The sequence below is a fragment of the Exiguobacterium sp. HSB13 genome (assembly GCF_056764755.1).
Genome location: NZ_JBUZOM010000001.1, coordinates 1,750,554 through 1,777,274, shown reverse-complemented (window position 1 = coordinate 1,777,274; position 26,721 = coordinate 1,750,554). Strand labels below are relative to the sequence as shown.

At 48.7% G+C, this 26,721-nt stretch carries 33 protein-coding genes and 2 riboswitches; of the genes, 28 read left to right on the top strand and 5 right to left on the bottom strand.

The genetic code is table 11. The features are described 5' to 3' along the window. Positions 1-3: 3 nt before the first annotated feature. The 23 genes from ACZGCQ_RS09435 (at position 4) to ACZGCQ_RS09325 (ending at position 20,491) form a co-directional block, all read left to right on the top strand. Positions 4-366, top strand: coding sequence for an arsenate reductase family protein (locus tag ACZGCQ_RS09435; protein ID WP_087681305.1), 363 nt, complete (start codon positions 4-6; stop codon positions 364-366). Between the two features lie 64 nt (positions 367-430). After that, positions 431-814, top strand: a complete 384-nt coding sequence (gcvH, locus tag ACZGCQ_RS09430) for a glycine cleavage system protein GcvH (protein ID WP_029342437.1) — start codon at positions 431-433, stop codon at positions 812-814. A gap of 98 nt (positions 815-912) precedes the next feature. Then, positions 913-1,194 carry a thioredoxin family protein gene (locus ACZGCQ_RS09425; RefSeq protein WP_023469167.1) on the top strand — a complete coding sequence of 94 codons (282 nt, stop codon included), beginning with the start codon at positions 913-915 and terminating at the stop codon, positions 1,192-1,194. Between the two features lie 539 nt (positions 1,195-1,733). Then, positions 1,734-2,372, top strand: coding sequence for a class I SAM-dependent methyltransferase (locus ACZGCQ_RS09420; RefSeq protein WP_481266092.1), 639 nt, complete (start codon positions 1,734-1,736; stop codon positions 2,370-2,372). A gap of 3 nt (positions 2,373-2,375) precedes the next feature. Next, on the top strand, positions 2,376-2,840 hold the full coding sequence (locus ACZGCQ_RS09415) for an S-ribosylhomocysteine lyase (RefSeq protein ID WP_029342435.1): 465 nt from the start codon (positions 2,376-2,378) through the stop codon (positions 2,838-2,840). Beyond that, positions 2,837-3,760 (top strand): PLP-dependent cysteine synthase family protein, encoded by a 924-nt coding sequence (locus ACZGCQ_RS09410; RefSeq protein WP_481266091.1) that lies wholly within the window; start codon positions 2,837-2,839, stop codon positions 3,758-3,760. The genes ACZGCQ_RS09415 and ACZGCQ_RS09410 overlap by 4 nt, the downstream gene beginning before the upstream one ends. Then, positions 3,753-4,919: a bifunctional cystathionine gamma-lyase/homocysteine desulfhydrase gene (locus ACZGCQ_RS09405; RefSeq protein WP_481266090.1), complete on the top strand. Its 1,167-nt coding sequence runs from the start codon at positions 3,753-3,755 to the stop codon at positions 4,917-4,919. The genes ACZGCQ_RS09410 and ACZGCQ_RS09405 overlap by 8 nt, the downstream gene beginning before the upstream one ends. Positions 4,920-4,976: 57 nt before the next feature. Then, a riboswitch (SAM riboswitch) is annotated at positions 4,977-5,081 on the top strand. 76 nt (positions 5,082-5,157) lie between these two features. Then, the gene (locus tag ACZGCQ_RS09400) at positions 5,158-6,180 is read left to right on the top strand and encodes a methionine ABC transporter ATP-binding protein (protein ID WP_023469162.1); all 1,023 of its coding nucleotides are present in this window, start codon (positions 5,158-5,160) and stop codon (positions 6,178-6,180) included. Beyond that, positions 6,177-6,842 (top strand): methionine ABC transporter permease, encoded by a 666-nt coding sequence (locus tag ACZGCQ_RS09395; protein ID WP_029342432.1) that lies wholly within the window; start codon positions 6,177-6,179, stop codon positions 6,840-6,842. Before ACZGCQ_RS09400 ends, ACZGCQ_RS09395 begins: the two co-directional genes overlap by 4 nt. A gap of 32 nt (positions 6,843-6,874) precedes the next feature. Continuing rightward, entirely contained in the window at positions 6,875-7,708 is an 834-nt protein-coding gene (locus tag ACZGCQ_RS09390; protein WP_481266089.1) for a MetQ/NlpA family ABC transporter substrate-binding protein, read from the top strand. Between the two features lie 79 nt (positions 7,709-7,787). Beyond that, positions 7,788-9,038: an MDR family MFS transporter gene (locus ACZGCQ_RS09385; protein ID WP_481266088.1), complete on the top strand. Its 1,251-nt coding sequence runs from the start codon at positions 7,788-7,790 to the stop codon at positions 9,036-9,038. Positions 9,039-9,171: 133 nt separating this feature from the next. Beyond that, positions 9,172-9,957, top strand: a complete 786-nt coding sequence (gene sufC / locus ACZGCQ_RS09380) for a Fe-S cluster assembly ATPase SufC (RefSeq protein ID WP_023469158.1) — start codon at positions 9,172-9,174, stop codon at positions 9,955-9,957. 18 nt (positions 9,958-9,975) lie between these two features. Further along, positions 9,976-11,253: a Fe-S cluster assembly protein SufD gene (gene sufD / locus ACZGCQ_RS09375; RefSeq protein ID WP_047393415.1), complete on the top strand. Its 1,278-nt coding sequence runs from the start codon at positions 9,976-9,978 to the stop codon at positions 11,251-11,253. A 1-nt stretch (position 11,254) separates the two neighbouring features. Next, positions 11,255-12,478, top strand: coding sequence for a cysteine desulfurase (locus tag ACZGCQ_RS09370; RefSeq protein WP_035396382.1), 1,224 nt, complete (start codon positions 11,255-11,257; stop codon positions 12,476-12,478). After that, positions 12,468-12,902 carry a Fe-S cluster assembly sulfur transfer protein SufU gene (sufU, locus tag ACZGCQ_RS09365; RefSeq protein WP_023469155.1) on the top strand — a complete coding sequence of 145 codons (435 nt, stop codon included), beginning with the start codon at positions 12,468-12,470 and terminating at the stop codon, positions 12,900-12,902. The genes ACZGCQ_RS09370 and sufU overlap by 11 nt, the downstream gene beginning before the upstream one ends. 36 nt (positions 12,903-12,938) lie before the next feature. Then, positions 12,939-14,336 carry a Fe-S cluster assembly protein SufB gene (sufB, locus tag ACZGCQ_RS09360; protein WP_023469154.1) on the top strand — a complete coding sequence of 466 codons (1,398 nt, stop codon included), beginning with the start codon at positions 12,939-12,941 and terminating at the stop codon, positions 14,334-14,336. Positions 14,337-14,421: 85 nt separating this feature from the next. Continuing rightward, positions 14,422-14,973, top strand: a complete 552-nt coding sequence (locus ACZGCQ_RS09355; RefSeq protein WP_481266087.1) for a dihydrofolate reductase family protein — start codon at positions 14,422-14,424, stop codon at positions 14,971-14,973. 145 nt (positions 14,974-15,118) lie between these two features. Continuing rightward, a complete protein-coding gene (locus ACZGCQ_RS09350) occupies positions 15,119-16,192 on the top strand; it encodes an acyltransferase (RefSeq protein ID WP_223040725.1) in 1,074 nt (357 codons plus the stop codon). Between the two features lie 167 nt (positions 16,193-16,359). Then, positions 16,360-17,202 (top strand): DUF72 domain-containing protein, encoded by an 843-nt coding sequence (locus tag ACZGCQ_RS09345; protein ID WP_481266086.1) that lies wholly within the window; start codon positions 16,360-16,362, stop codon positions 17,200-17,202. 21 nt (positions 17,203-17,223) lie between these two features. Next, on the top strand, positions 17,224-18,525 hold the full coding sequence (locus ACZGCQ_RS09340; protein WP_481266085.1) for a bifunctional metallophosphatase/5'-nucleotidase: 1,302 nt from the start codon (positions 17,224-17,226) through the stop codon (positions 18,523-18,525). Between the two features lie 62 nt (positions 18,526-18,587). Then, positions 18,588-19,487, top strand: coding sequence for a lipoyl synthase (gene lipA / locus ACZGCQ_RS09335; protein ID WP_023469150.1), 900 nt, complete (start codon positions 18,588-18,590; stop codon positions 19,485-19,487). A gap of 94 nt (positions 19,488-19,581) precedes the next feature. Continuing rightward, positions 19,582-19,959, top strand: a complete 378-nt coding sequence (locus ACZGCQ_RS09330) for a YutD family protein (protein ID WP_029342423.1) — start codon at positions 19,582-19,584, stop codon at positions 19,957-19,959. Positions 19,960-20,044: 85 nt separating this feature from the next. Continuing rightward, complete coding sequence (locus tag ACZGCQ_RS09325; RefSeq protein WP_481266084.1) at positions 20,045-20,491, top strand: general stress protein; 447 nt, start codon at positions 20,045-20,047, stop codon at positions 20,489-20,491. Between the two features lie 35 nt (positions 20,492-20,526). Here ACZGCQ_RS09325 and ACZGCQ_RS09320 read toward each other — a convergent pair whose 3' ends face one another. After that, on the bottom strand, positions 20,527-20,802 hold the full coding sequence (locus ACZGCQ_RS09320; RefSeq protein WP_034786088.1) for a DUF3055 domain-containing protein: 276 nt from the start codon (positions 20,800-20,802) through the stop codon (positions 20,527-20,529). Positions 20,803-20,837: 35 nt separating this feature from the next. After that, the gene (gene glpX, locus ACZGCQ_RS09315) at positions 20,838-21,818 is read right to left on the bottom strand and encodes a class II fructose-bisphosphatase (RefSeq protein ID WP_481266083.1); all 981 of its coding nucleotides are present in this window, start codon (positions 21,816-21,818) and stop codon (positions 20,838-20,840) included. 151 nt (positions 21,819-21,969) lie between these two features. Here glpX and ACZGCQ_RS09310 point away from each other — a divergent pair, with 151 nt between their 5' ends. Continuing rightward, positions 21,970-22,413, top strand: a complete 444-nt coding sequence (locus ACZGCQ_RS09310; RefSeq protein WP_023469145.1) for a DUF86 domain-containing protein — start codon at positions 21,970-21,972, stop codon at positions 22,411-22,413. Positions 22,414-22,419: 6 nt separating this feature from the next. Beyond that, positions 22,420-23,184 carry a TIGR01457 family HAD-type hydrolase gene (locus ACZGCQ_RS09305; protein ID WP_195864573.1) on the top strand — a complete coding sequence of 255 codons (765 nt, stop codon included), beginning with the start codon at positions 22,420-22,422 and terminating at the stop codon, positions 23,182-23,184. A 42-nt stretch (positions 23,185-23,226) separates the two neighbouring features. Here ACZGCQ_RS09305 and ACZGCQ_RS09300 read toward each other — a convergent pair whose 3' ends face one another. Then, the gene (locus ACZGCQ_RS09300) at positions 23,227-23,454 is read right to left on the bottom strand and encodes a NifU family protein (RefSeq protein ID WP_012371190.1); all 228 of its coding nucleotides are present in this window, start codon (positions 23,452-23,454) and stop codon (positions 23,227-23,229) included. A gap of 109 nt (positions 23,455-23,563) precedes the next feature. Between ACZGCQ_RS09300 and ACZGCQ_RS09295 the strand changes: the two genes are divergently transcribed. Then, a complete protein-coding gene (locus ACZGCQ_RS09295) occupies positions 23,564-23,860 on the top strand; it encodes a DUF1462 family protein (RefSeq protein WP_481266082.1) in 297 nt (98 codons plus the stop codon). Between the two features lie 41 nt (positions 23,861-23,901). On the opposite strand, the gene ACZGCQ_RS09290 is transcribed toward ACZGCQ_RS09295, so the two are convergent. Further along, positions 23,902-24,954, bottom strand: coding sequence for an NAD(P)/FAD-dependent oxidoreductase (locus ACZGCQ_RS09290; RefSeq protein ID WP_055968842.1), 1,053 nt, complete (start codon positions 24,952-24,954; stop codon positions 23,902-23,904). 92 nt (positions 24,955-25,046) lie between these two features. Here ACZGCQ_RS09290 and ACZGCQ_RS09285 point away from each other — a divergent pair, with 92 nt between their 5' ends. Beyond that, on the top strand, positions 25,047-25,280 hold the full coding sequence (locus ACZGCQ_RS09285; RefSeq protein ID WP_023469141.1) for a YuzB family protein: 234 nt from the start codon (positions 25,047-25,049) through the stop codon (positions 25,278-25,280). Between the two features lie 76 nt (positions 25,281-25,356). On the opposite strand, the gene ACZGCQ_RS09280 is transcribed toward ACZGCQ_RS09285, so the two are convergent. Beyond that, positions 25,357-25,923 (bottom strand): ECF transporter S component, encoded by a 567-nt coding sequence (locus ACZGCQ_RS09280; RefSeq protein ID WP_214858202.1) that lies wholly within the window; start codon positions 25,921-25,923, stop codon positions 25,357-25,359. Positions 25,924-26,078: 155 nt separating this feature from the next. Then, a riboswitch (FMN riboswitch) is annotated at positions 26,079-26,221 on the bottom strand. Between the two features lie 111 nt (positions 26,222-26,332). Between ACZGCQ_RS09280 and ACZGCQ_RS09275 the strand changes: the two genes are divergently transcribed. Continuing rightward, positions 26,333-26,683, top strand: coding sequence for a HesB/IscA family protein (locus tag ACZGCQ_RS09275; RefSeq protein WP_029342414.1), 351 nt, complete (start codon positions 26,333-26,335; stop codon positions 26,681-26,683). The last annotated feature ends 38 nt before the right edge of the window (positions 26,684-26,721 follow it).

Here is a 26,721-nt window from a genome sequence, read left to right as displayed (position 1 = left end):
AACATGACAAAAACAGTCACGATGTACGGCTATCCGAAATGTAGTACGTGCGTCAAAGCGAAAAAAGCACTCGAACAGCACGGTGTCGAAGTGGACTACAAGCATATCGTCGAGGAAACGCCATCTGCAACGACGATCCAAGAACTTCATCAAAAGAGTGGAGAGCCGTTGAAGAAATTCTTCAACACGAGCGGTCAATCGTATCGTTCACAAGGGATTAAGGACAAACTGCCAGGGTTATCGGAAGACGAGCAATACAAGTTGCTCGCAAGTGACGGCATGTTGCTGAAGCGTCCGATCGTCACAGACGGGAAAGACGTCACGATCGGCTTCAAGGAAGAAATGTATCAAGGAAAATGGTATTAAGTTCAGAGTCGATTTTGGTATACTGAACACGTTAGTCCAAATTAGTCCACAGGGGGAATCGGAAATGAGTCAAGTAAAAGACAACTTACGCTATTCGGAAGAACATGAATGGGTCGAAGTATCAGGAAACAAGGCGCGCATCGGAATCACGGATTTCGCGCAACACGAACTCGGGGATATCGTCTTCGTCGAATTGCCTGAAGTCGGGGATACAATCTCAGCAAACGAGCCATTCGGTTCAGTCGAGTCGGTCAAGACAGTCTCGGAATTATATGCACCGATTTCTGGTAAAGTCGTTGCCATCAACGAAAACCTTTCGGATTCCCCAGAACTCGTTAACGAGTCACCATTCGAAGGTGCTTGGATGGTCGACATCGAAATCGAAGATGCTTCACAAGTCGAAGCATTGATGGATGCTGCAGCATACAAATCGATGATCAACGAGTAATACTTAACGAAAAGAGAGTGAACGAGGCGCTTGCGTTTCGTCCGCTCTCTTTTTTTTGTATACTGACGACAGATACCACGAAGAAAGGAGCGACCGCCATGCAAGAGGTCACGACCGTCCCAGAAAACGGGCTATTGTATGTCTATGCACCGATGTGCGGGACATGCGCCATCGCGGAGCGCATGCTAGATATCGTCGAAGCGACGGAATCAGGTCAATCGATTCAGAAGGCGAACGGGAATTTCATTCCGGATTTCTTAGAAGAAGCCCGCGTCATGAGTGTTCCTGCGTTGCTGCGAATTGAAGAAAATCAAGTCGTAGAGCGACTTTATGCCTTCCAGTCTGTCCAAAATGTCTTTGCTTTTTGTCAAGAACGGTAAGAAAAGTCCGACTGGATTTTTCTTTTTGTTAAATTGTCGGAATATTTACAATAATCCGTTGACAACGCAGAAATATGAATGGTATATTCATAACAACTTCTAGAAATGCATTATAGGAAGTCTAGCAGAGATGACCGTTCAATACGATTCAAGTCCTGAACCCTTTCTCCCATCCTAAGCCGGTGTATTGTTTCCCCTTAAGTCGTCCCCCAAAGACGAAGCGGTGCAATGAACGGGTGGTGGATCGAAAGGACCGATCAGGAAGTGAACGTAAGCTGGCGATCATGTCGAACAGGCGCCGTCCTCCACGCGGAAGAGCGAACAATTCCGAATGGAGCTGGGTTTTCCTTCGTAGCATTTCTAACCACATTATTCGTGTTGTCGGTTCGCCGGCAACGCCTTTTTTTTGTTTTCTGGAAGTTTTTCGAGCCGGTCGCTTGCCAGGATAGCATCTCCTTGCTACAATGCGAATAAGGAAAATTACTTTAATTCATATCCGATTACTCGGAATTAACTGGTGAGATGGAGGACGACAAGGCATGACAGTACGTTTTATGGATGTTTTCACAGAATGGGCATCGACGTATGACGAGACAGTAACTGGACATGATCCAGAGTATAAAGAGGTCTTTCGTCGATACGATGAGATTTTGGATACAGTAGCGGATAAAGCGCAGTCGCCGGTCATTGAATTCGGAGCAGGCACAGGGAACCTGACACAACGTCTTCTGGCACGTCACGACGCCGTACTCGCCGTCGAACCAAGTCCGGAGATGCGGGCAATCCTGACGGAAAAGATTCCAACGCTTGCTGTGCAAGACGGTCACTTCCTCTCGTTCGAAGCGAACGAAGTAAGCAGTTTCGTTTCGACGTATGCGTTTCATCATCTAACGGATGAGGAAAAGGGAGAAGCAATCGAGCTGATGGCGTCACATTTACCGGCAGACGGAAAAATCGTCTATGCGGATACGATGTTCGTCTCAGAAGAGGCACGCCTGCAAACGATCCGCGAAGCACGTGCTCAAGGGTTTGATGCATTAGCAGACGATCTCGAACGCGAGTTTTATCCGTTGATTCCAGTCATGGAAGAATTGTTTACAGCACGGGGATTCACTGTTAACTTCACACAATACAATCACTTCGTCTGGCTCGTAGAAGCCAAGAAAATGGGGGAATAAATCATGGCACTTCAAAAAATGAACGTCGAAAGCTTTAACCTGGATCATACGAAAGTCAAAGCACCTTATATCCGCGTCGCGGGTTATAAAGAAGGTAAAGTCGACCAAGTCGTCAAATACGATATCCGTTTCACGCAACCAAACGTTGAACAAATGCCGATGCGTGCGATGCACACACTCGAGCACTTACTTGCTGAAAACATCCGCAACTACTCGGATGATGTCATCGATGTCTCGCCGATGGGATGCCAAACAGGTTTCTACATGGCGATGATGAATTTCGACTCGGTCGAAAAAATGAGCGAACTCGTTGAGAAGACATTGAATGACGTCCTTGCAGCAGAAGAGATTCCAGCGCAAAACGAAGTCCAATGTGGATTTGCGAGCGCACATGACCTCAAAGGAGCGAAGCACTATGCCGAGAAAATGCTTGCCGGTCGTGATGAATGGGACATCGTCTTCGGATGATCGCGAACAACGTCCGCGACCTCGTCGGAAACACACCACTCTACGAGATCACTTCATTCGATTTGCCTGCTGGTACGCGCATTTTGGCGAAGCTCGAATGGATGAACCCTGGGGGCAGCGTCAAAGACCGCCTTGGCATTCAACTCGTTGATGCAGCAATCGAAAACGGACATGTGACACCAGGCGGTACGATCATCGAGCCGACAGCCGGGAATACCGGCATCGGCTTGGCGCTCGCCGCTAAAAAATATGATCTTCAAGTCATCTGTGTCGTTCCGGAAAAATTCAGTCAAGAAAAACAGACGTTGATGCGGGCACTCGGCGCAACCGTCGTCAACACGCCGACTGAACTCGATATGCAAGGGGCTATCGACCGGGCTAAAGAACTCGGTCAGGAAATTCCGAACAGTTACGTTCCGTTACAATTCGAAAACGAAGAGAATCCAGTCACGTATCAGCGGACACTCGGTCCTGAGCTGATTGCGGACTTGTCGCACATCGACTGGTTCGTTGCCGGTTGTGGTTCAGGTGGTACGTTCGCCGGAACAGCGGACTTCTTAAAACAACGTCTCGGTACAAAAGCAGCGATCGTCGAACCGGAAGGCTCCGTCTTAAATGGTGGTCCAGCCGGTCCGCATAAGACAGAAGGCATTGGAACAGCAAAATGGCCAAGTCTCGTGCCACGTGAGCTCGTTGACGAGATTCATACGATTTCTGACCGCGATGCGTTTAATGCGGTCCATACACTTGCCGCTCGTGAAGGATTACTCGTTGGTAGTTCAGCAGGTGCAGCGCTCGTTGCTGCGCTTGATATCGCAAAGCGTCACCCCGGCAGTACGATCGTCACCGTCTTCGCAGACAGTGCCGAACGCTATTTAAGCCAACAAATCTTTGAAAAGGTGGACGAAACTCATGCGTAAGAAGACAGCATTGATTCATGGAGGAACAGGTGTCGACCGGGCAACAGGAGCCGTCACACCACCAATCTATCAAACAAGCACATACAAGCAGGATAAAATCGGTCAACTCAAGGACGGATATGAATACTCACGGACAGCGAACCCGACACGGACGAGCATCGAACGATTGATTGCAGATCTTGAAGGCGGCGCACGTGGTTTTGCCTTCGGTTCTGGGATGGCAGCAATCCATGCCGTCTTCCACTTGCTTGAGTCTGGCGACCACATCGTCATGACAGATGACGTCTACGGTGGTACGTTCCGCTTGATGCAACGCGTCTTACCGAAGTTCAATATCCAAGTGACATTCGTCGATACGACGGACCTTGCGGCAACGGAAGCAGCGATCCAAGACAACACGAAGATCGTCTACGTCGAAACACCGACGAACCCGTTGTTGAAAGTAACGGACATTGAAGCAATCGCAACGATCGCCAAACGTCACGATCTTAAACTTGTCGTCGACAACACGTTCGCGACACCTTATCATCAACAACCACTCGCACTCGGTGCAGACATCGTCTTGCACAGTGCGACGAAATACATCGGCGGACATTCGGACGTCGTCGCTGGACTTGTCGTCGTTAAAGATGATGAGCTCGGCGAAGAGTTGCACTTCATCCAAAACTCGACAGGCGGCGTGCTTGGACCGCAAGACAGCTTCTTGCTCGTCCGTGGTCTTCGTACGCTCGGTATCCGGATGGATGCAATCGAAGAGACAGCACATGATCTCGTCGCGTTCTTACAAGCGCAAGACATTGTCTCGAACATCTTCTACCCAGGACTTGCATCGCATCCTGGTCACGACATCCAAGCGAAACAAGCGACTGGATTTGGTGGGATGATCAGCTTTGATGTCGGTTCAGCAGCGAACGCAGAAAAACTTGTCGAGGCGACACATTTCTTCACACTTGCTGAGAGTCTTGGTGCCGTTGAGAGTCTGATTTCGGTTCCGGCACGGATGACGCACGCGTCGATCCCAGCAGAACGTCGGGCAGAACTCGGTATCACGGACGGTCTCGTCCGGATTTCAGTTGGACTTGAGGATGCGGAAGATTTGAAAGAAGACTTAACACGTGCTTTCACGTTCCTCGAAAAAGTTTCTGAAAAAACTGTTTGACAACAAAAATAACCCCTGCTAATATTCAGAATATATTCTACAAACTTAATACCGAAACTCTTATCGAGAGTGGTGGAGGGACTGGCCCGATGAAACCCGGCAACCGCGGATCTAATCCGAAGTGGTGCTAATTCCAGCAGACAAAAGTCTGGGAGATGAGAGCAAATGGTTTTGTGTACTGAAAAGTGCGCGCGTTTGCTCTAAAACGCGCGCACTTTTTTATTTAGGAGGGACAGTTGTGATTCGTTTACAAGACGTAGGAAAGATTTATCGCTCAAAGCGCGGAGCGGTCGAAGCCGTTGCGAATGTTGATTTGACAATCGAGCGCGGTGAAATTTTTGGAATAATCGGTTATTCCGGAGCAGGGAAATCGACCTTGATCCGATTGCTGAATATGCTCGAGGCACCAACGAGTGGTTCGATCCAAATCGATGGTGTCGAAATGACATCACTCAAACCAAAAGAATTACGAGGCGTCCGCAAGAATGTCTCGATGGTTTTCCAGCACTTCAACTTACTTTGGTCACGGACGGTTGAAGAGAACATCATGTTCCCACTCGAGCTCGGTGGCTTCCCGAAAGCACACCGCAAGGAACGGGTAGCGGAACTGATCCAACTCGTTGGTTTGGACGGACGCGAAAAAGCCTATCCGTCACAATTATCGGGTGGTCAAAAACAACGTGTCGGTATCGCTCGGGCACTGGCATCGAACCCGGACGTTCTCTTATGTGACGAGGCAACCAGTGCACTCGATCCGAAGACGACGGATTCAATCCTTGAGTTACTCGTCGACATCAATGAAAAACTGAAACTGACGATCGTCTTGATCACACACGAGATGCACGTCATTCAAAAAATCTGTCACCGGGTCGCCGTCATGGAAGCCGGTAAAATCGTCGAGCAAGGACCGGTCGCAGAAGTCTTCCGTCATCCGAAGCAAGCGATGACGAAGGAGTTCGTCAAACAATTGACGTCGCCGTCTGAAAACGAGTTGACGTTCGCGAAACTACGCGAACGGTACCCAACCGGAAAGATCGTTCAGTTGACGTTCGTCGGATCGACGGCGGAAAGCCCGATCCTCGCGGAAGTCATGAAGGATTCGCCGGTCCTGTTCAACATCATCGGCGGAAACGTCGGTCAATCACAGGAAGGGGCACTCGGTACACTGTTCATTCAGTTGATTGGGGAAACAGAAGCAACACAAGCGGTCATCACGAAGCTTCAAGCCAGTGATGTTGAAGTGGAGGTGGATCACCGATGATTTCATTCTTTGACAACCTAGACTGGGACATGGTGTGGGAAGCGACAGGCAGTACCGTCTATATGACGGCAATCGCTGGGGTTTCGACATTCGTTCTCGGTTTGATCATTGGTCTATTATTGTATGCAACAAACGAAGAGTTATTATTCAAGAATCGGGCGTTTTATTCAATCTTGAGCTTGGTCGTCAACGTTTTCCGTTCGATTCCGTTCATCATCTTACTGATCTTATTGATTCCATTCACGACAGCAATCGTCGGTTCGTTCCTCGGACCAACGGCAGCACTACCAGCACTGATCTTCGGTGCTGCACCGTTCTACGGTCGGATGGTTGAACTCGCGTTACGCGAAGTCGATAAAGGTGTCATCGAGGCAGCTGAATCGATGGGTGCGACGAAGTTCCAGATCATCTATAAAGTCTTAATCCCGGAAGCGTTGCCTGCCATCGTTTCGGGAATCACGGTCACACTCGTCTCACTTGTCGGTTATACGGCAATGGCCGGAGTAGTCGGCGGAGGTGGACTTGGGGACATGGCCTTCATCGAAGGATTCCAGCGTTCTCAAAACGATGTCATCGTCATTGCGACACTCTTAATCTTAGCGATCGTCTTCGTCATCCAAATCATTGGTGACTTGCTGATCCGTGCAATCGATAAACGTTAATTCAAATCTTATTCATATTGGAGGAATCATTCATGAAAGTTTGGAAAAAATTCGTAGGTACTGCCGCTGTATCTGTTTTAGCAATCAGCCTTGCTGCATGTGGTGAAAAATCATCAGGATCAGGTAGCGACGACAAAACACTCGTCGTTGGTGCATCAAACGTACCGCACGCTGAGATTCTTGAGCACGTCAAAAAAGAATACGAAGCAAAAGGTTATAAGCTTGAAATCCAGAAGTTCCAAGATTACGTACTTCCGAACAAAGCACTCGCTTCAAAAGAAATCGATGCGAACTACTTCCAGCACGTACCGTATCTTGAGCAACAAGAGAAAGAAAACAAATCATATAAGTTCGCGAACGCAGGTGGCGTCCACGTTGAACCACTCGGGATTTACTCGAAGAAATACAAGTCACTCGATAAGTTACCAAACGGTGCAACGATCTTAACGAGCTCAAACGTCGCGGAACGCGGTCGTGTCTTGACGTTCCTTCAAAATGAAGGATTGATCAAGCTTAAAGACGGTAAAACGACAGATGCACAACTCGGTGATATCGCAGAGAACCCGAAGAAACTCAAGTTCAAAACGAACATCGAAGCATCACTTCTTCCGCAAGCTTACAAAAACAATGAAGGCGACGCGGTCCTTATCAACACGAACTATGCGATCGATAACGGTCTGAACCCATTGAAAGACGCAATTGCATCAGAAGATGAGTCTTCACCATACGTCAACATCATCGTCACACGTGACGGTGATGAGAAAGACAAGCGTGTCACAGCACTTCTTGACGTTCTGCACGAGAAGAAAAACCAAGATTGGATCCTCGACAAGTACAAAGGTGCGGTCGTTCCAGTCAGCAAATAAGTTCACCGAAACCGGCATCCTTCCTATATAATGGAAGGATGCTTTTCATTTGTCTGAAACAGGGGTTAGGGGGAATCATATGCAACGCATACGTCAACTGCATCCGTTGACACTCGGGGTCTTGTTCGGGACGTTTTTCTCGCGTCTCGGAACGTTCATCACGATGCCGTTCTTCGCCATCTACATGACGACCGTCCTGAAGTTTGATCCGGTCGATGTCGGCTGGGTGCTCAGTATTTCGGCGATCGCCAGTCTCGTCATGAGCTTCATCGGTGGTACTTTGTCAGACCGTTATGGACGGCGGACGATGATGCTTGCCGGAACGATTGGGTTCGCGGTCGTCTTCATCGCGCTGGCACAAGTCGAGACATTCTGGGCATTCTTTACGCTCCGTGCCTTGAACGGGGTCTGTCGCTCGATTTTTGAACCGTCCGCCCGTGCCCTGATCAGTGATACGACGGACGAAGCGAACCGATTGTTCGTCTTCAATATCCGTTACGCGATGATCAACATCGCAGCAGCGATCGGACCGGGAATCGCCTTGCTGCTGAGTGCAGGGAACACGTCCGCGACGTTTTACATCACGGCGTTCGTCTATATCGTGTACGGGGTGATGATCGGTATCTTATTCAAACGCTATCCAATCACCGAGACGCATGGTGGGAAAAAGGTGTCATTCGGAGCAACGGTTCGTCTGTTGCGGACGGATATCGCCTTTACGCTGGCACTTGCCGGCATCATCTTCGGGGTCTTTGGCTACAGCCAGTTCAACTCGACCTTGCCACAGTTCTTGACGGAAACGTCACTCCTTGAAGGCGGGAAGACACTCTATGCGATCTTAATCACGATCAATGCAATCACCGTCTTGATCGTCCAGTATCCAATCATGAAGTTTGGTGTCAAGACGTCACCACTCGTCTCGATCACGACCGGGATTGCGACTGTTGCGATCGGATTGTTCATCATGGGAAATGCGAACGCGATCTGGTTGATGATCGTCGCGATGTTCATCTTCACGTGCGGGGAAGTCATGATGTTCACGATGACTGATATCTTAACCGATCGGTTCGCGAAGCCAGAATTACGGGGCAGTTACTTCGGGGCGATGGGCTTGACGTCGATCGGACAATCAATCGGTCCGATCGCCGGAGGACATTTGTTAAGTTTATATGGAGCGGACCGTCCGTTACCGATTTTCGGGATATTAGCGGGCTTGACATTATTCGGAATACCACTGCTCTTACTGTCACAACGGATTCATCGGGCTTCGACGATCGATGAACTGGAGGAACCGGTGAAACTTTCGAATGATTCTCAACAAAACGCATGATTTTGAGAAAAATCAGCGAGCGATGACGCTTGAATAATACGCGATGTTTCTTTAAGATTAGAATGATACTAAATTAGTAACGCTCGTGTTCTGAATCGTCAGTCACGAAATGAATAGATGGAGGGATTCTAACATGAAGGCTTCACACTTGAAGATTGAAGATCTACACGTCGCGATCGACGGCAAGGAAATCTTGAAAGGCGTCAACTTGGAAATCAAAGGCGGGGAAATCCACGCGGTCATGGGACCAAACGGGACAGGTAAATCAACACTCGCATCAGCATTGATGGGGCACCCATCGTACGAAGTGACATCTGGTTCAGTCACACTCGACGGCGAAGACGTCCTCGACATGGAAGTCGATGAGCGCGCACAAGCGGGAATGTTCCTCGCAATGCAGTACCCAAGCGAAATCAGTGGTGTCACGAACTCAGACTTCCTTCGTTCAGCGATCAATTCGCGTCGTGAAGAAGGCGATGAAATCTCACTCATGAAGTTCATCCGTGAGCTCGATTCACAAATGGGTCTTCTCGAGATGCCTTCAGAAATGGCACACCGTTACCTCAACGAAGGTTTCTCAGGTGGAGAAAAGAAACGTAACGAAATTCTTCAGATGATGATGCTTAAACCAGCGATCGCGATTCTTGATGAAATCGATTCAGGTCTTGATATCGATGCACTGAAAGTCGTCGCAAAAGGTGTCAACGAAATGCGTTCACCTGAATTCGGCTGCTTGATCATCACGCACTACCAACGTCTCTTGAACTATATCGAGCCAGACTTCATCCACATCATGATGGGCGGAAAAATCGTCATGTCTGGTGGTAAAGAACTCGCACACCGTCTCGAAGCAGAAGGTTATGACTGGGTTAAAAAAGAACTCGGCATCGAAGACGTCGAAATCGAAACAAAAGCGTAAGACGAGGGAGGAAGCATGATGACTGTAGAACTGAATCTTGCAGTAAATCGCGAGGCAGTGGCAGAACGTGCGACTCGCTTAGGGGAACCATCTTGGATGGTCGCAAAGCGTCAAGACGCGCTTGATCTTGCCCCAACGCTCGCATTGCCAAAAGTAGAAAAAATCAAGATCGAAGGCTGGAACTTCACAGAAGGTACGACGGAACTCGAAACCGTCACTGGTCTTTCTTCAGATATCGAAGCATTGATTGGCGAAAACCGTGATCACATGCTCGTCACGCGTAACGGACAACTCGTCCACGCGCAAAACAGTGAAGCGGCGAACGGCGTCATCTTCACGACGCTCGAAGACGCATTAAAACAACACCCGGAACTCGTCGAGAAGTACTTCATGACGGAAGGTGTTCAAGTTAACGAAGATCGTCTTGCGGCATTAAACGCGGCACTTCGTAACGGTGGTACGTTCCTTTATGTACCAAAAGGCGTTAAGCTTTCTGTACCGATGCAAGCGATCTACACGCTTGAGCAATCAGGCGCAGCGCTTTACCATCACGCGATCATCGTCGCAGACGCCGACAGCGAATTAACGTATATCGAAAACTTCGTTTCTTACGGTGACGAAGCGCATAACGTCAACGTCGTCACAGAAGTCTTCGTTGAAGACAACGCAAAAGTCCTCTTCGGTGGTGTCGATACGTTATCTAAAGGTGCCATCACATATATGAACCGTCGTGGTGTCGTCAAACAAGGCGCGAAGCTCGAATGGGCACTCGGTCACATGAATGACGGTCACACGGTTACAGAAACAAAAACACACCTCGTCGGAAACGATTCGTTCTCAGATACGAAAGCCGTTACGGTCGGTCGTGGAGAGCAAAAACAAAACTTCAACGTCCGGACGGATCACTTCGGTAAAGGATCAGAAGGTTTCATCTTGATCCACGGTGTCCAAAAAGATTCAGCAACATCTATCTTCAACGGAACGTCGATGATCCATCACGGCGCTTCGAAATCAAACGGCGTTCAAACGGAACGTGTCCTCATGTTGTCTGAAAAGGCACGTGGTGATGCGAACCCGATCCTCTTGATCGATGAGGATGACGTCATGGCAGGACACGCGGCATCTGTCGGTCGTGTCGATGAACTACAACTCTACTACTTGATGAGCCGTGGCCTTTCACGGAAGGAAGCAGAACGCCTCGTCGTTCACGGATTCCTCCAGCCAGTCGTCTCGGAACTTGCGATTGACTCGGTGAAAGAACGTCTCGTTCAAGTCATCGAAGGGAAAGTAAACTAATATGGGAATCGATGCATCCATCCGCAATCAGTTTCCGATCCTCGACCAACAGGTCAACGACCGGAAACTCGTCTATCTCGATAGTGCGGCCTCGTCACAGAAGCCGCTCGTCGTCATCAACGCGATTGACGACTACTATAAGACGATTCATTCGAATGTGCACCGTGGCGTCCATACGCTCGGAACACGAGCGACGGATGCGTACGAAGGTGCGCGTGAGAACGTTCGTCGTTTCATCCAGGCGCAACACCATGAAGAAATTATCTTTACCCGCGGCACGACGACGGCGATCAACATCGTCGCGTCTAGCTACGGCATGGAGCATGTCGAAGAAGGCGACGAGATCGTCGTCACGTACCTCGAACACCATGCGAATCTCATTCCGTGGCAACAAGTCGCTAAACGCAAAAAAGCGAAGTTGAAATACGTTGATTTGACAGCGGATGGTCGCGTGACGGTCGAAGCAGTCGAAGCACAACTGTCCGACCGGACGAAGATCGTCGCGATGGCACATGTCTCGAACGTTCTTGGTACAATCAATCCGATCAAAGAAGTCGCTCGTCTTGCACACGCTCGTGGTGCCGTCATGGTCGTTGATGCAGCGCAAAGTGCGCCGCACCAACGGATTAATGTCACGGATCTCGACTGTGACTTCCTCGCTTTCTCCGCACACAAGATGTGTGGTCCGACAGGCGTTGGTGTCCTTTACGGGAAAAAGGCATTACTCAATGCGATGGAACCGGTCGAATTCGGTGGAGAGATGATTGATTACGTTGGTCTTGAAGAGTCGACGTTCAAACCGTCTCCATATCGTTTCGAAGCGGGTACACCGATCATCGCAGGTGCCGTTGGTTTATCGGCAGCGATTGATTTCTTAGAAGAGATTGGTTTAGAGAACGTCGAAGCACACGAACGTGAACTCGCGCAGTACGCGATGGCACAAATGCGTGACATCGACGGACTCACGATTTACGGTCCGGAAGAACGCGTTGGACTCGTCACGTTCAATCTCGGTGATGTCCATGCACATGACGTCGCAACCGTCCTTGATATGCAGGGAATCGCGGTTCGCGCCGGTCATCACTGTGCACAGCCCTTGATGCGTTGGCTGGGAGCGAGCTCGACGGCTCGCGCTAGCTTCTATCTCTACAACACGAAAGAAGAGGTTGACGCACTCGTGACAGGACTTCGCCAAACGAAGGAGTATTTCAGTCATGGATTTTAACAATCTCGATCACTTGTATCGTCAAGTGATCATGGATCACTATAAAACTCCCCGAAATCGCGGTGCGATCGAGGGGGGCGTCACGATCGACATGAACAATCCGACGTGCGGCGATACGATTCGTCTCCAGCTCGCGATTGAAGACGATGTCGTCCGTGATGCGAAATTTGACGGGGAGGGCTGCTCGATCAGCATGGCGTCTGCTTCAATGATGACGCAACTCGTCAAAGGTAAGACTATCGAAGAAGCCTTACGACTCGCGGATATCTTTTCGGACATGGTCCAAGGAAAAGACTATGACGACGAATCGTTCGACCTCGGGGACGTCGAGGCACTCTCGGGTGTCACGAAATTCCCGGCACGGATCAAATGTGCGACACTTGCCTGGAAGGCGCTCGAACGCGGCGTAGAAGAAGGGAAGTAAACTTCGGTCACAAGCAAGTAAGAGGAGGAAATGAACATGGCAAAGAACATGCCGGAAATTGGCGATTATAAATATGGTTTCCACGATCGCGATATCTCGATCTTCCGTTCTGGACGTGGCTTGACGACTGAAGTCGTCGAAACGATCTCGAAAATGAAGGAAGAACCACAATGGATGCTTGATTTCCGTTTGAAATCACTTAAGATCTTCAACGAACAAGCGATGCCAGCGTGGGGTGGCGATCTCTCAGAATTGAACTTCGACGACATCACGTACTACGTCAAACCGTCTGAACGTGCAGAGAAATCATGGGATGAAGTACCAGAAGAAATCAAACGTACGTTTGACAAACTCGGTATCCCAGAAGCAGAGCAAAAATACTTGGCAGGTGTCTCGGCTCAGTACGAGTCAGAGGTTGTCTACCACAACATGAAAGAAGACCTCGAAGAAATCGGTGTCGTCTTCAAAGATACAGATACAGCGTTAAAAGAGAACGAAGATATCTTCCGTGAGTACTTCGGAAAATTAATCCCGCCAACAGACAACAAGTTCGCAGCTTTGAACACAGCGGTCTGGTCAGGTGGATCGTTCATCTACGTACCAAAAGGTGTTAAAGTCGACACGCCGCTTCAAGCCTACTTCCGGATCAACTCGGAAAACATGGGTCAATTCGAGCGGACGTTGATCATCGTTGATGACGAAGCATCGGTTCACTACGTCGAAGGATGTACAGCACCGGTCTACACAACGAACTCGCTTCACTCAGCGGTCGTTGAGATTTTCATCAACAAAAACGCTTACTGCCGTTACACGACGATCCAAAACTGGGCGAACAACGTCTACAACCTCGTTACGAAGCGTGCGATCTGTGAAGCTGGCGCAACGATGGAATGGGTCGATGGTAACATCGGTTCGAAACTGACGATGAAATACCCAGCCGTCATCCTCAAAGGTGAAGGTTCACGTGGTATGACATTGTCAATCGCAATCGCTGGTAAAGGGCAACACCAAGATGCGGGTGCGAAGATGATTCACTTAGCACCAAACACGTCGTCGACGATCGTCTCGAAGTCGATCTCAAAACATGGTGGTAAAGTCACGTATCGCGGTATCGTTCACTTCGGACGTAAAGCGACAGGTGCACGTTCGAACATCGAATGTGATACGCTCATCATGGATAACCAATCGACGTCGGATACGATTCCGTACAACGAAATCCTCAACGATAACATTTCGCTCGAGCACGAAGCGAAAGTCTCGAAGGTCTCGGAAGAGCAATTGTTCTACCTCATGAGCCGCGGGATCTCACAAGAGGAAGCAACGGAAATGATCGTCATGGGCTTCATCGAGCCATTCACAAAAGAACTTCCAATGGAATATGCGGTCGAAATGAACCGTCTCATCAAGTTCGAGATGGAAGGTTCAATCGGATAATTCGTCTTACTCTCTCATCTACGGATGGGGGAGTTTTTTTCATGAAATGGTTATTCGGGTAAAGAGTGAAAAAGGAGGGGTTACTATGCGTGACATCGTCTATTCCTTTCAAGTCTCACTCGACGGTTATATCGAGGATGCGTCAGGCAGTATCGATTTCGCTTCACCGGACGCAGAATTACATCAATATTTCAATGACTACGAGAAAGCGTTTGATACCCATGTCTACGGACGTCGTTTGTACGAGATGATGCAATACTGGGAGACAGCGGATCAGGAAGACGAGCCGATTATCGTTGAGTATGCAAAAACGTGGCAGGCGCTTGAGAAGGTCGTCTTCTCGCGGACGCTTGATTCCGTCACAGGAAAGGCGCGTCTAGCGACTACGTCGCTTGCCGAGGAACTTCAAGCATTAAAAGCATTGTCTGGAAAACAGATTGCGATCGGTGGGGCGACGCTTGCTTCTGAAGCAATTGAGCTTGGACTCGTCGATTGCTATCATGTTGTGATCTACCCCGTTCTACTCGGTAGTGGAAAACGGATGTTTCCGGTGTTCAATCAACCACAGACGCTACGGTTAGTCGAAACACGCGTCTTTGCTTCCGGATGTATCGCATTATCTTACGAAAAAATCTAGTCTTTACAAAAAGAGTCTCTTATTTCAAAAGGGATTCTTTTTCGTTACATCCGATAAAATTTGGATATTATCATTTAATTTGGACGAAAATAGATTATAATAACTTTTGTGAAAAAATATATAAACATGATTAAGGTGTGAAAAAATGAAATTTTATCAAGAAATTCCTGTCATTCGATCGATTGCGGCAATCATGGTCGTCGCTGTCCATGTCATCGCCGGTTTGTATCATTCGAAAGGGGAATTCGAAAATGAAGCGATTGGTTACATCGATCAATTTTCTCGGATTGGTACGCCGATCTTTGCCATCATCAGTGCGTTTCTGTTGATGTCGATGGTCCAGCGCAAAGGATTCGATTTCGGAACATTCGTCAAGTCACGTTTCTCTAAAATCTTTATTCCTTACCTGATTTGGAGCACGATCTACCTCGTGTATCGTTATCATGTAGAAGATAGTTTAAAACCAGGTATGCCGCTATCGGATTACTTCCTTTATGGAACAGCAAACTTCCATCTGTACTTCATTTTGACGGTACTTCAGTTTTATGTTGTATTTCCGGTACTTGCACGACTTAAGAAAGGAACATTGCTGCTTGTCGCGACAGTGGCGGCGATGGGCGTCAACTACTTCTGGCTGACTTCAGGAAGCTTAACGACAGACATCGAGTTTCTGGATCGACTCGTCAATAGCCGATCTTTCTTACTCAATTGGATTGCCTATTTCATGATGGGGATTACATATGCCGTCTATTATGAAGAGATTCAACAGATTCTAAAGCGTCATCGGACCATCTTGTTACTGATCAGTGGATTGATCATCCTTGATATTTGGGTCAGCATCGACCTAGAACGGACGTACACGTCGACGAACATTTCGAACCTTGTGTACATCCCGTTCGTCCTCGTTGTCTTGAACTACGTCTTCCGCCGTGTCCAGACGGATGCGACAGCGATGCGCATCTTCCAGACGATCGGAACGCATTCGATGGGGATTTACCTGATTCATCCGCTCGTCATTCGCGGAATCGGTCGAACGGATCTCTTCGCTTACTTCGACTCTGCGAGTATGTTCATTTGTGCGATGATCGTCACGCTTGCGGCTTCGATTTCTGTCTCTTATGTGATCAGTCTATTACCGTACGGAAACTATATCGTTCCAGTTCCAAAACGAAGAGCTCCTGCTCCGAAAATCGTCGAGGCACAGTCTACTGCTTCATGATGAGAACGGTGACTAGACATCCTTTTCCTTCCTGCATGAGTAGGGAGGAGAGGGATGTCTTTTTTCTTAAAAAAGAGTGTTTGCTTAGGAAGCATCGAAGAAGAAATCCCGGATTCTGCTATGCTATGATGAATAGGTAGAATAGAACACACGAGGGGGAAGAGAGCATGATATATATCGGTGTCACGGGCTGGGGGGATCATGATAGTCTCTACTTGACCCCGCAAGATCGTAAAGAGAAACTGGCTGCCTATGCCGGTCATTTTCCAGCGGTCGAGGTCGACTCGACATTCTATGCGATTCAACCGGAACGAAACTATGAGAAATGGACATCCGAGACGCCGGACGGGTTTCGCTTCATCGTCAAGGTTCACCGGGCGATGAGTGGGCACGACCGGGAGAATAAAGATCCGCTCGGACCGATTTTTGAACAATATATCGCGTCGATCGAACCGATGCGAAAGAGTGGAAAGATTGCGGCGATCCTCGTGCAGTTGCCGCCCTGGTTCGATGTCAGCAAAATGCACTTGGAATATTTGCAAACGATCCGAAAATCACTTGCCGGACTGCCGGTCGCGATCGAGTTCCGAAATCCCTCGTGGTATTCGGAAGCTTATCGTGAGCGAACGCTCCGTTTTTTGAAGGAACATCAGTTCATTCATACGATTTGTGACGAACCGCAGACGGAAGATGGTTCCGTACCATTCGTACCGGTCGTGACGCAGGAGACGGCATTCATCCGCCTCCATGGACGAAATAAAGCCGGTTGGTTAAAGAAACCCGGTCAAAGCAGTGAAGACTGGCGAAAAGTCCGCTGTCTCTATCGGTATTCGGAAGACGAGCTACAAGAACTTGCAAGTCATGTACGCGACGTTGCAGCGGAAGCAAAAGATGTCTATGTCTTTTTTAATAACAACTCAGCAGGAGATGCTGCCCCGAATGCGAAACGATTAATCGAAATTCTCGATCTCGACTATGAACTCGCGCCGCGACAAATCTCTTTGTTCTAAATCATCAAGGGGGGCTTCTGCATGAAGTTACACATCATTCACTATAATGATTTGCACTCACACTTCGATATGTGGCCTCGCTACATGTCCTTCGTCAAGGAACATCGGACGTACGATTCGCTCGTTTTTGATCTCGGCGATCATGCTGACCGTGTGGATCCAGCGACGGAAGCAACAAAAGGAAAGATCAATACGCATCTACTGAATGCGTTGATGCCAACCGCCGTGACGATCGGGAACAATGAAGGCATTACGTTTCCACATGACTGGTTAGCGAATCTCTACACGGAAGCGGACTTTCCGGTCCTCGTCTCGAATTTAGAAGCACCGTTTGCCAAACAAGGGGTCATTCACGAATTACCGACCGGCAAAGTCGGCGTCTTTGGTCTGACGGCACCGTATATTGAACTATACGGTTTACTTGGTTGGACGATCGAAGAACCGTTTGACGTCGCAGCGCGTGAAATCGAGCGGTTGCGTCAAGAAGTCGACGTCTTGATTTGCTTAAGTCACCTTGGTTTCTATCAAGACGAAGAACTGGCGATGCGTTTTCCGGAACTTGATTTGATCATCGGTGCGCATACGCACCATGTCCTTGATGACGGTGTCGTCAAGAACGGTGTCTTGATCACGCAAGCGGGAAAACATGGACAATATGCAGGTGAGATCTACATGAATACGGATACGGGTGAGAAGGAAGCGGTCCTTCACTCCTTGCACGATTACGCCGAGGATGAAGCGACGGCAAAATTGCTCGACCGGGAACAATATCTCGCGGAACAACAGATGAAGGAGCCGATTGGCGAGACAGCGGGTCTAGCCAATGACTGGTTCAGCGAGTCGCCATTCTCACAATTGCTTGTCGAGACGATGCGCGACTGGTGTGATGCGGATATCGCTTGTGTCCCGGCAGGCATTCTGCTTGGGTCACTTCCACCAGGTCCTGTCTCTGCCTTTGATTTACATCGACTCTGCCCGCACCCGATCAATCCCTGTAAGGTGACGATGACCGGTGTGGAAGTCCAAACTTTCCTCGACGAAGTCAAAACAGATCAGTTCGAACAACTAAAGGTTCGTGGTCTCGGTTTCCGTGGTAAGTTGATGGGGCGGATGCATTATGCTAGTTTGGCGGAACATCAACCGCTTGAGCCAACGCGAAACTATACGGTCGTCTTGCCGGATATGTTCACATTCGGTCCACTCTTCCCGGCGATCAAAGAAATGCCAAAAGAATATTTCATGCCGGAATTGTTACGGGATTTGTTGTTCAAACGCTTATCGGAGAAGTCGGAATATAATGAATTGCCTGTTCGCAAACCCTGATTGTTTGTTATACTAAAGCAGACATTAATTGACTTTTTGGGGATGAAGGGGGAAGCGAAACCATGGGACGCGGAGAAATCCAACGTAAACCGGAATGGTTGAAAATCAAGCTGAATACGAATGAAACCTACACAGAATTAAAAAGTATGATGCGCGAGAAAAAGCTACATACTGTCTGTGAGGAAGCAAAGTGTCCAAATATCCACGAGTGTTGGGCGGTACGCCGGACGGCGACGTTCATGATTCTCGGAAGTATCTGTACACGTGCGTGCCGTTTTTGCGCCGTGACGACAGGACGTCCAAACGAACTCGATCTCGAAGAACCAAAACGTGTCGCGGAATCCGTTCGTTTGATGAACCTGAAGCACGCGGTCATCACAGCGGTTGCTCGTGACGATCTGAATGATTTCGGAGCAGGCGTTTATGCGGAGACGGTTCGTGAAGTCCGTCGGATGAATCCAGAGACATCAATCGAAGTCTTGCCTTCAGATATGGGCGGGAACTTCGAAGCATTAAAAACGCTGATTGATGCACAGCCAGACATCATGAACCACAACATCGAGACGGTCCGCCGTCTGACACCGACCGTTCGTGCGAAAGCCACTTACGACCGGACGCTTGAATTCCTTCGTCGTTCGAAGGAACTCGCACCTGAAATTCCAACGAAGTCGAGCTTGATGCTTGGTCTTGGTGAGACATGGGAAGAGATTCTTGAAACGATGGATGATCTCCGTGCAAATAACGTCGATATCATGACGATCGGTCAGTATCTCCAACCGACGAAAAAACACCTCGACGTCATCAAATACTATACACCACAAGAGTTTGCTGAACTGAAGCAGATTGCCCTCAGCAAAGGGTTCTCGCACTGTGAGGCAGGTCCACTCGTTCGTTCGTCGTACCACGCGGATGAGCAAGTCAACGCAGCGAAAAAGAATAAAACAGCACTTCCGATCGACTAATGATCAAAAACCGTTCGAGCAGTTGCTCGGACGGTTTTTCGTCTGCCAGGCGAAATGGAATATGCTATGATAAGAACAGCAGGAGGTGGGAATAATGATACAAGTCAATCGGGAACGTTATGAGGTCGTCGAAGAGAAGCGCGAAGGTTTTAATGAGGAAGCCTTCATCGGTCGTTTTAGCGATGTCCTTGAGAAATATGATTATATCGTGGGGGACTGGGGGCACGGTCAATTACGGCTACGTGGCTTCTATGAGGATCAACACGAGAAAGCAACATTTGATACGAAGATTTCGCATGTGGCGGATTATCTCTACGAATACTGTAACTTCGGATGTGCCTACTTCATCGTCAAGAAGATCGGATTGGTAGAAGGAGAAGAAGCACCACCTCGCTTCGACGGTTCTTCATCCAATACGTTGAAGTTGAAACGGAAGTTCGCACCTGCACCAGAGAAGACGGAAGGCGAGTAATCAAACTGTCATACAGAAAAGCGTTTCTAGTGGATGGAATTCGGCTATTACTATAAGTATCACGTACCTATAGGGGGAACTATCCATGCGAATCGTTGGAATTTACTCATCCGTACCAGAAGTTGTTAGTGCCGTGCACGATCTCCGTGTTGCCGGTGTCGTCTCGACTGATTTAAAAGTTTTAGCACACGACAAATACGATCTCGAACAAATCGAGGAATTGGCGGATCTAAACAACCAACAGACGTCAACACGTTTGTCGCAGGAAGATCATCGTAATCTCTGGCAGGAAATCAAGAGCATCTTCAAAAAAGATGACACAGCTTCTCATGGAGACGCGATTCAGGGAAGTGGCTTGACGAAGGAAGACGTCGATCGTGCGAATCACGCGGTCGAAAGTGGTCAATTCGTATTGCTCGTTGGTGATGAAGCGGATCAGCATTCAGAACGCCGTGCCCATGACGAGTCAGACAATACGAATGTCTTTAGCGGACCAAACACACTAAATGAACGAAACGATCGTCTCTTATAAGACAAACAGCCTTCGTCCGCGGACGAAGGCTGTTTTCATAGACCGATATAAGCGCGCAGATACATCTCGAGTTCCGTTGCCGCATCGTCTTCGACGTCGAACGCCGTCGCGATGTAGCCCGGTTCATCGAAATCATCTGCACCAATGATCGCAAACCGATTCGATAAGAGATTCAAGACGAGAATCTTACCGTAAAAATGTTCCGAATGCGTGATGGCGAGATCAAACCGGCTTGCTTCTCCAATCCAACTGACGAAGCGTGTCTTCGTTTGTTCGACATCATCATATAAAAAATCACGTTCTTCCATCATCAAGCTTCCCTCATTTCCCTAACGTCTGTTTCAGATTAAAGGGTTTGGGGGACTTTTTGCAAGTACGGTTTGCGTGACAAGCTATGCTCGGCGATAACTTTTCGGATTGTCCGTGTTTTCGAACGCATGACGAGGGATGTCGTTTCAACGATATCATCCGTCAAGAACTTCACGCCATCGAGCATTTCGCCTGTCGTGACGCCTGTTGCAGCAAAAATGCAGTCGTCACTTTTGATCAGGTCGTCGAGTGATAAGAGTTGAAGCGGATCTTCAAGTCCCATCCGGATGACACGAGCGGTTTCTTCTTCGTTCATCGGGTGTAAGCGGGCTTGCATGTCGCCACCCATTGCTTTAACGGCAGCAGCCGTGATGACACCTTCAGGCGCACCGCCTGTGCCGATGAAGATATCGATTCCTGTCGCAGGAGAGAGTGGTGCGATTCCAGCTGAGACATCACCGTCTTCAAACAGACGAACCCGTGCGCCCATCCGCATTGCAGCTTCGCGGAAGTGATCGTGACGCGGGCGATCCTGCATGATGACCGTAACGTCCTCAATCCGTTTATTGTTGTATTGAGCTGCTTTTTCAATAATGACTTCAAGTGGATCGTCGAGCGAGACGTGCCCTTTTAAGTTTGGTCCAACTGTTAATTTATCCATATACATATCGGGTGCGTGGAGCAGGGCACCTTGATCGGCGACGGCGATGACGACCATCGCATTACCGAGACCTTTGGCAACGATGTTCGTACCTTCGAGTGGGTCGACCGCGATATCAACGATTGGACCGTTTGCTGTTCCGACACGTTCGCCGATGAAGAGCATCGGTGCTTCGTCGAGTTCGCCTTCACCGATGACGACCGTTCCGTTCATGTTGACCGTGTTCAAGACTTCGCGCATTGCAGTCGTTGCTGCATCATCCGCTTCATTTTTCTTACCGCGACCAATCCATTGAGCAGAAGCTAGTGCTGCTGCTTCCGTAGCGCGTACGATTTCCAGTGCGAGTTCCCGTTCCATGTATATAACCTCCACGTCACCAATGTGACATACTATTTTCAGCAAAAATCTAAATTGAGGATAACACATTGGGGAATGTGATGCAAATGACCTTTCTGCTTTTCAGGATTGCCGGATAACGATAAAATGGAGGATGTGAGGGGGAATGAAGATGTATTTCGTCAATCGTCAAAAAATCGAAGAGACAGTCGTCTGTTATGAGACGGCACTTCGACAAAGTAAGGAAGTTACGGGGGATCCGGTGACGACAGCACTGGCTATGGAGCGAATCGGTTTTTTAGTCATCGAGAGTGTCATCGACATCGGAAACAGTATGATTGATGGATTCATCATGCGGGATCCGGGAAGTTATGAAGATATCATCCTCATCTTAGAAGATGAGAAGGTGATCGATGGACCGCTCGCGACGAGTCTGAAGAAGCTCGTTGCATTACGTACGTTGATCGTCCGGTCATTCACACAATCGAGTATGGCGGAGATTCGGGCGGTACTAGAGACAGAGGAAGCAGAACTACGTCGTTTCCCGGAAGCGATTCGCCGGTACATCGAGACAGAACTCGGACCGGTGTCTGCATTTTTACCAAACGAGGAGTGAGTCAGGATGAAGGCAAAAGGCTATTTATTTGATTTAGATGGAACGATGTACAACGGAACGGAACCGGTAAAAGAAGCGGTCGATTTCGTCAATCGTCTGCAAGCAGAAGGCATTCCGTATTTGTTCGTGACGAATAATGCGTCGATGACGGCAGAAGCCGTGGCGGAGAAATTACGCGGGATGGGTGTTCATTCTGATGCGAAGCATGTCTTGACGAGTGCGATGGCGACTGGTCGTTATATCGCTGATCTGTCACCGAAAGCGCGTGTCTATGCCATCGGAGAAACAGGACTGATTGATGCGCTTGAACGGGAAGGGTTAGACGTCGTCGCAACCGAAGCGGCAGACTACGTGGTCATCGGACTCGACCGTCAGATCACCTATGAAAAACTCGCTGTTGGTGCCCTTGCGATCCGCGCTGGTGCCCGCTTCATCTCGACGAATGGTGATATCGCGATTCCGACAGAACGTGGTTTCTTGCCAGGTAACGGTGCCTTGACGTCCGTCCTGCGCGTGACGACGGAGAAGGAACCGTTCTTCATCGGTAAACCCGAACCGGTCATGGTCGATATCGCAACGGAGATGATCGGTCTGTCGAAAGAAGACGTCATCATGGTCGGGGATAACTACCATACGGACATTCTGTTCGGAATCAATGGAGGCATCCGGACGATGCACGTCAATTCTGGCGTCCATACACCCGTCTTCATTCAAGGTCAAAATCGTCAACCGACATATATGGTCGATACGTTAGCCGAATGGATTCTATGAATCAAAAAATCCCGAACGAGAATTCGTTCGGGATTTCATGTATTAGAAGACTTGTTCGACTTCAACGACGCCAGCGACTTCTTCAAGAAGGGCACGTTCGATACCGGCCTTCAATGTGATTGTTGAACTTGGGCAGCTACCACAAGCTCCCATCAAACGGAGTTTTACGATTCCGTCTTCTACATCTACGAGTTCAACGTCTCCTCCATCACGAAGAAGGAACGGACGCAATTTTTCAAGAACTTCATTCACTTGATCAAACATTTCCATGCGTAAACACATCCTTTCGTATAGTTTCATTGTAACAGGGTTGAAAAATGTTCTCAATCTGGAAAACTTGTATACTAAAGAGGAGAGAATTGAAAAGGGGGACTTCAAGATGGAAATCACGGTTTATGGAACAGCGGTCACTTGTCCGAGTTGTGTCGGGGCACCAAGCTCGGAAGAGACGTTTAGTTGGCTACAAGCCGTCCTCGAGCGGAAATATGAGCAAGAAATGACGCTACGCTATGTCGATTTCGAGACAGCGACAGCGGATCAATGGACGGAAGCGCTAAAAGAGGATGTCTATTTTTATCCACTGATCGTGCTTGATGATGAGATGATTGACGAGGGGTACGTCAAACTGAAGACGATCACGGAAGCGATTGATGCAAAGTTAAGTCAGACGGGGTGAACGAAGAAGAGGTATCCCAAAGCTCGGGACACCTCTTTTGCTCATTTAATCTTTTTGTGTTTCCATAAGACACCGGACTTTAAGAGACGTGGGACTTTCCCCGTCAGCGCTTGCTTGCCCATGACGATCCCAAAACCGTCTGATTTCCCGAGCGATCCGAGCATCCCGCGCAGTTTGATTTCTGGCAGTTTCGGCAATTTTTTCCCTTGCCACTTCGCTTGCAAGACGTCGACGACTTGTTCTGCCTGATGTTCTGCGAGTTGACCGCTTGGCGCATACGGCAAGCTGGCACAATCGCCGATGACGAAGACGTTATCGTATTCTGGTACATGGTGATGTTCCGTCAATTTGATCCGACCACCACTGTCTGCAGCAAAGCCGAGATCACGAACGACCTTGACCGGCTGCGTACCTGCCGTCCAAATCGTCAAGTCCGACGGGTACGTATCGTCGCCGTTACGCACGTCGTCCGCTGTGACGAGCGTGACGTTCGAATTGTTGATGACTTCCACGTCATGCTCCTCGAACCATTCCTGGACGTAAGATGAGACTTTGTCGGATAAGAATGACAAGACGGATGGACCGCGGTCGAACAGACGAATCGTTAAATCCTTCCGGCTTTCATGCAGTTCACTGGCAAGTTCAACACCAGATAGACCAGCACCGACGATCGAGACGACGGACCCCGGTGACAGACCACAGATCGCTTGCTGTGTCTTGCGCGATTCTTCAAGTGTCTGGATGCTGTATGTAAACTCTTGAGCACCCGGAATGTTGTGGTATTTATCCTCGCAACCGAGGGCGATGATCAAGTCATCATAGAATAATTCTGATCCGTCCTGCAGGTGGACCGTATTCGTCTCTGGTGAGATTTTAATGACATGTCCATATTTATAAGTAAGATGTTTCCCCTCCGGAAATTCAATCCGGACATCTCGATCTGATAATGTACCTGCTGCGAGTGCGTAATATTCCGTTTTGAGTGCGTGGTACGGTAGACGGTCGACGAGCGTGACGGCAACTTCCTCGTCCTTGAATCGCTCACAAATCCGCATTCCACCATATCCTCCGCCGAGTACGACCAATTGCTTCATAACGTAAAATCCCCCTTAGTTCCCCTAAATCAGTCTGACCTTGTATAATACGACATGAGGCAGGTCGTTTCCTGCTTGAAGGAGGAAAAAAAGTGAATCCGATTATTGAATTTTGTATCAGTAACTTAGCGGCTGGTACACAGGTCGTCATGGAGCAACTCGAACGTGATCCGAACGTCGACGTCGTCGAATACGGTTGCCTCGGCTATTGCGGCATTTGTTCGCTTGATCATTTTTGTCTCGTCGATGGTGAGACCGTCGTAGGCGAGACGCCGGAAGAGTTGCTTGAAAAGATTTACCTAAAAATCGAAGAGAATGAGCTGTGAGCACGGACAGCCAAAAAATCCCCTCGTTCGTCTGAACGAAGGGATTCGTGTCCGTCAGCGGGCGCAGCTTTTCGGATCAGGCAGATTGTTGACGGCGCATCATCCATGGTCGTAGTTTCAAGAACAACGGAATGAAGAGTGCCGAGATGAACAACGCCTTGATGACGTTAAACGGTAAGATACCGGCTGTGATCGCTGTCCATTTGACAGCTGGATCCGCCATGTAGTCCATACCGAGGAACCATGCGTACGCTGGAAGGATCAAGATATAGTTGAGAATCGCAAGACCGAGTGCCATCGTGATCGTACCAGCGACGAGACCAGTTGCGAGACCTTGTGTTGATTTCTTTTTATGGTAGAACCAGCTGACAGGAAGCACGAATGCGATGCCAGCAGCGAAGTTCGCGAATTCTCCGACCGGAACACCACTTCCGCGGAAGATGTAGTATAGCACGTTCTTCAGTGCTTCGACGATGACACCTGCGACCGGTGAGAACATGATCGCTGCGACGAGAGCAGGAACATCACTGAAGTCGATCTTCAGATAGTTCGGTAAGAACGGCAGTGGAAAATTGATAAGCATAAGAACAAATGAGATTGAACCTAACATTGACAGAGTGACCATTTTTTGTGTGCGTTTCATACGAGTATTGTCTCCTTTTGCTCGTTCCTCTCGATGAAGTATTGGCATGACTGCGTCCATAAAGAAACCCCTATTGATGAGATCAACAGGGGAGAAGTCCGCATTAAATAAACCTAATCGATTGTTGCAAAAATCGATCAAATTCAAACTCATGCCGCCATCTTCTCCCATCCAGACTATACTGTCGGCTCCTGAATTACACAGAATCAGCAAATAGCGCCCTATTCGCTCGCGGGCTTCAACTCAAGAAGAGTTGTTTACCGCCGGTCGGGAATTTCACCCTGCCCTGAAGATGGAACGATTATTTTGTTGTACATACCATTTATACAACGAATTCAAGATAGTTTCAAGCAACTAGGTTTCGATTCGCTCAGAAGTTGCGTATACTAAAGAAAAGGAAGGTGATGACATGATCCATTTAACGGAGGCAGCAGCGCTACAAGTCCAGGACATGATGGCGCAGGCACCAGCAGATGAACGGAATCTTCGGATGCTCGTCCAAGGTGGTGGATGTAGTGGTCTGTCGTACGGAATGGGATTCGACCAACAGAAAGAAACGGATCTCGTTTTCGAACAGCACGGCGTGACCGTCATCGTGGACGAAAAAGATTACCCGGTCGTCAAAGGACTGGAAATCGATTATAAGCAGTCGATGCTCGGCGGCGGATTCACGATCACGAATCCGAATGCCATCGCAACATGCGGTTGCGGGACATCGTTCCGAACAGCAACAAATGCTGGGACACCGGGTGGCTGTTAATGAATCCAATCGTGGACATCGTCCACGATTTTTTTTAT

Excerpts from the sequence above, each read along its gene's own strand:
- ACZGCQ_RS09310 (WP_023469145.1), top strand. The coding sequence starts at position 21,970 with ATGTATTTCGTCAATCGTCAAAAAATCGAAGAGACAGTCGTCTGTTAT.
- ACZGCQ_RS09305 (WP_195864573.1), top strand. The coding sequence starts at position 22,420 with ATGAAGGCAAAAGGCTATTTATTTGATTTAGATGGAACGATGTACAAC.
- ACZGCQ_RS09385 (WP_481266088.1), top strand. The coding sequence starts at position 7,788 with ATGCAACGCATACGTCAACTGCATCCGTTGACACTCGGGGTCTTGTTC.
- ACZGCQ_RS09415 (WP_029342435.1), top strand. The coding sequence starts at position 2,376 with ATGGCACTTCAAAAAATGAACGTCGAAAGCTTTAACCTGGATCATACG.
- ACZGCQ_RS09340 (WP_481266085.1), top strand. The coding sequence starts at position 17,224 with ATGAAGTTACACATCATTCACTATAATGATTTGCACTCACACTTCGAT.
- lipA (WP_023469150.1), top strand. The coding sequence starts at position 18,588 with ATGGGACGCGGAGAAATCCAACGTAAACCGGAATGGTTGAAAATCAAG.
- ACZGCQ_RS09435 (WP_087681305.1), top strand. The coding sequence starts at position 4 with ATGACAAAAACAGTCACGATGTACGGCTATCCGAAATGTAGTACGTGC.
- sufU (WP_023469155.1), top strand. The coding sequence starts at position 12,468 with ATGGATTTTAACAATCTCGATCACTTGTATCGTCAAGTGATCATGGAT.
- ACZGCQ_RS09345 (WP_481266086.1), top strand. The coding sequence starts at position 16,360 with ATGATATATATCGGTGTCACGGGCTGGGGGGATCATGATAGTCTCTAC.
- ACZGCQ_RS09355 (WP_481266087.1), top strand. The coding sequence starts at position 14,422 with ATGCGTGACATCGTCTATTCCTTTCAAGTCTCACTCGACGGTTATATC.
- ACZGCQ_RS09395 (WP_029342432.1), top strand. The coding sequence starts at position 6,177 with ATGATTTCATTCTTTGACAACCTAGACTGGGACATGGTGTGGGAAGCG.
- sufB (WP_023469154.1), top strand. The coding sequence starts at position 12,939 with ATGGCAAAGAACATGCCGGAAATTGGCGATTATAAATATGGTTTCCAC.
- ACZGCQ_RS09405 (WP_481266090.1), top strand. The coding sequence starts at position 3,753 with ATGCGTAAGAAGACAGCATTGATTCATGGAGGAACAGGTGTCGACCGG.
- ACZGCQ_RS09300 (WP_012371190.1), bottom strand. The coding sequence starts at position 23,454 with ATGGAAATGTTTGATCAAGTGAATGAAGTTCTTGAAAAATTGCGTCCG.
- ACZGCQ_RS09420 (WP_481266092.1), top strand. The coding sequence starts at position 1,734 with ATGACAGTACGTTTTATGGATGTTTTCACAGAATGGGCATCGACGTAT.
- ACZGCQ_RS09325 (WP_481266084.1), top strand. The coding sequence starts at position 20,045 with ATGCGAATCGTTGGAATTTACTCATCCGTACCAGAAGTTGTTAGTGCC.
- ACZGCQ_RS09330 (WP_029342423.1), top strand. The coding sequence starts at position 19,582 with ATGATACAAGTCAATCGGGAACGTTATGAGGTCGTCGAAGAGAAGCGC.
- ACZGCQ_RS09370 (WP_035396382.1), top strand. The coding sequence starts at position 11,255 with ATGGGAATCGATGCATCCATCCGCAATCAGTTTCCGATCCTCGACCAA.
- ACZGCQ_RS09350 (WP_223040725.1), top strand. The coding sequence starts at position 15,119 with ATGAAATTTTATCAAGAAATTCCTGTCATTCGATCGATTGCGGCAATC.
- ACZGCQ_RS09290 (WP_055968842.1), bottom strand. The coding sequence starts at position 24,954 with ATGAAGCAATTGGTCGTACTCGGCGGAGGATATGGTGGAATGCGGATT.
- ACZGCQ_RS09410 (WP_481266091.1), top strand. The coding sequence starts at position 2,837 with ATGATCGCGAACAACGTCCGCGACCTCGTCGGAAACACACCACTCTAC.
- glpX (WP_481266083.1), bottom strand. The coding sequence starts at position 21,818 with ATGGAACGGGAACTCGCACTGGAAATCGTACGCGCTACGGAAGCAGCA.
- sufC (WP_023469158.1), top strand. The coding sequence starts at position 9,172 with ATGAAGGCTTCACACTTGAAGATTGAAGATCTACACGTCGCGATCGAC.
- gcvH (WP_029342437.1), top strand. The coding sequence starts at position 431 with ATGAGTCAAGTAAAAGACAACTTACGCTATTCGGAAGAACATGAATGG.
- sufD (WP_047393415.1), top strand. The coding sequence starts at position 9,976 with ATGACTGTAGAACTGAATCTTGCAGTAAATCGCGAGGCAGTGGCAGAA.
- ACZGCQ_RS09390 (WP_481266089.1), top strand. The coding sequence starts at position 6,875 with ATGAAAGTTTGGAAAAAATTCGTAGGTACTGCCGCTGTATCTGTTTTA.
- ACZGCQ_RS09295 (WP_481266082.1), top strand. The coding sequence starts at position 23,564 with ATGGAAATCACGGTTTATGGAACAGCGGTCACTTGTCCGAGTTGTGTC.
- ACZGCQ_RS09275 (WP_029342414.1), top strand. The coding sequence starts at position 26,333 with ATGATCCATTTAACGGAGGCAGCAGCGCTACAAGTCCAGGACATGATG.
- ACZGCQ_RS09320 (WP_034786088.1), bottom strand. The coding sequence starts at position 20,802 with ATGATGGAAGAACGTGATTTTTTATATGATGATGTCGAACAAACGAAG.
- ACZGCQ_RS09280 (WP_214858202.1), bottom strand. The coding sequence starts at position 25,923 with ATGAAACGCACACAAAAAATGGTCACTCTGTCAATGTTAGGTTCAATC.
- ACZGCQ_RS09425 (WP_023469167.1), top strand. The coding sequence starts at position 913 with ATGCAAGAGGTCACGACCGTCCCAGAAAACGGGCTATTGTATGTCTAT.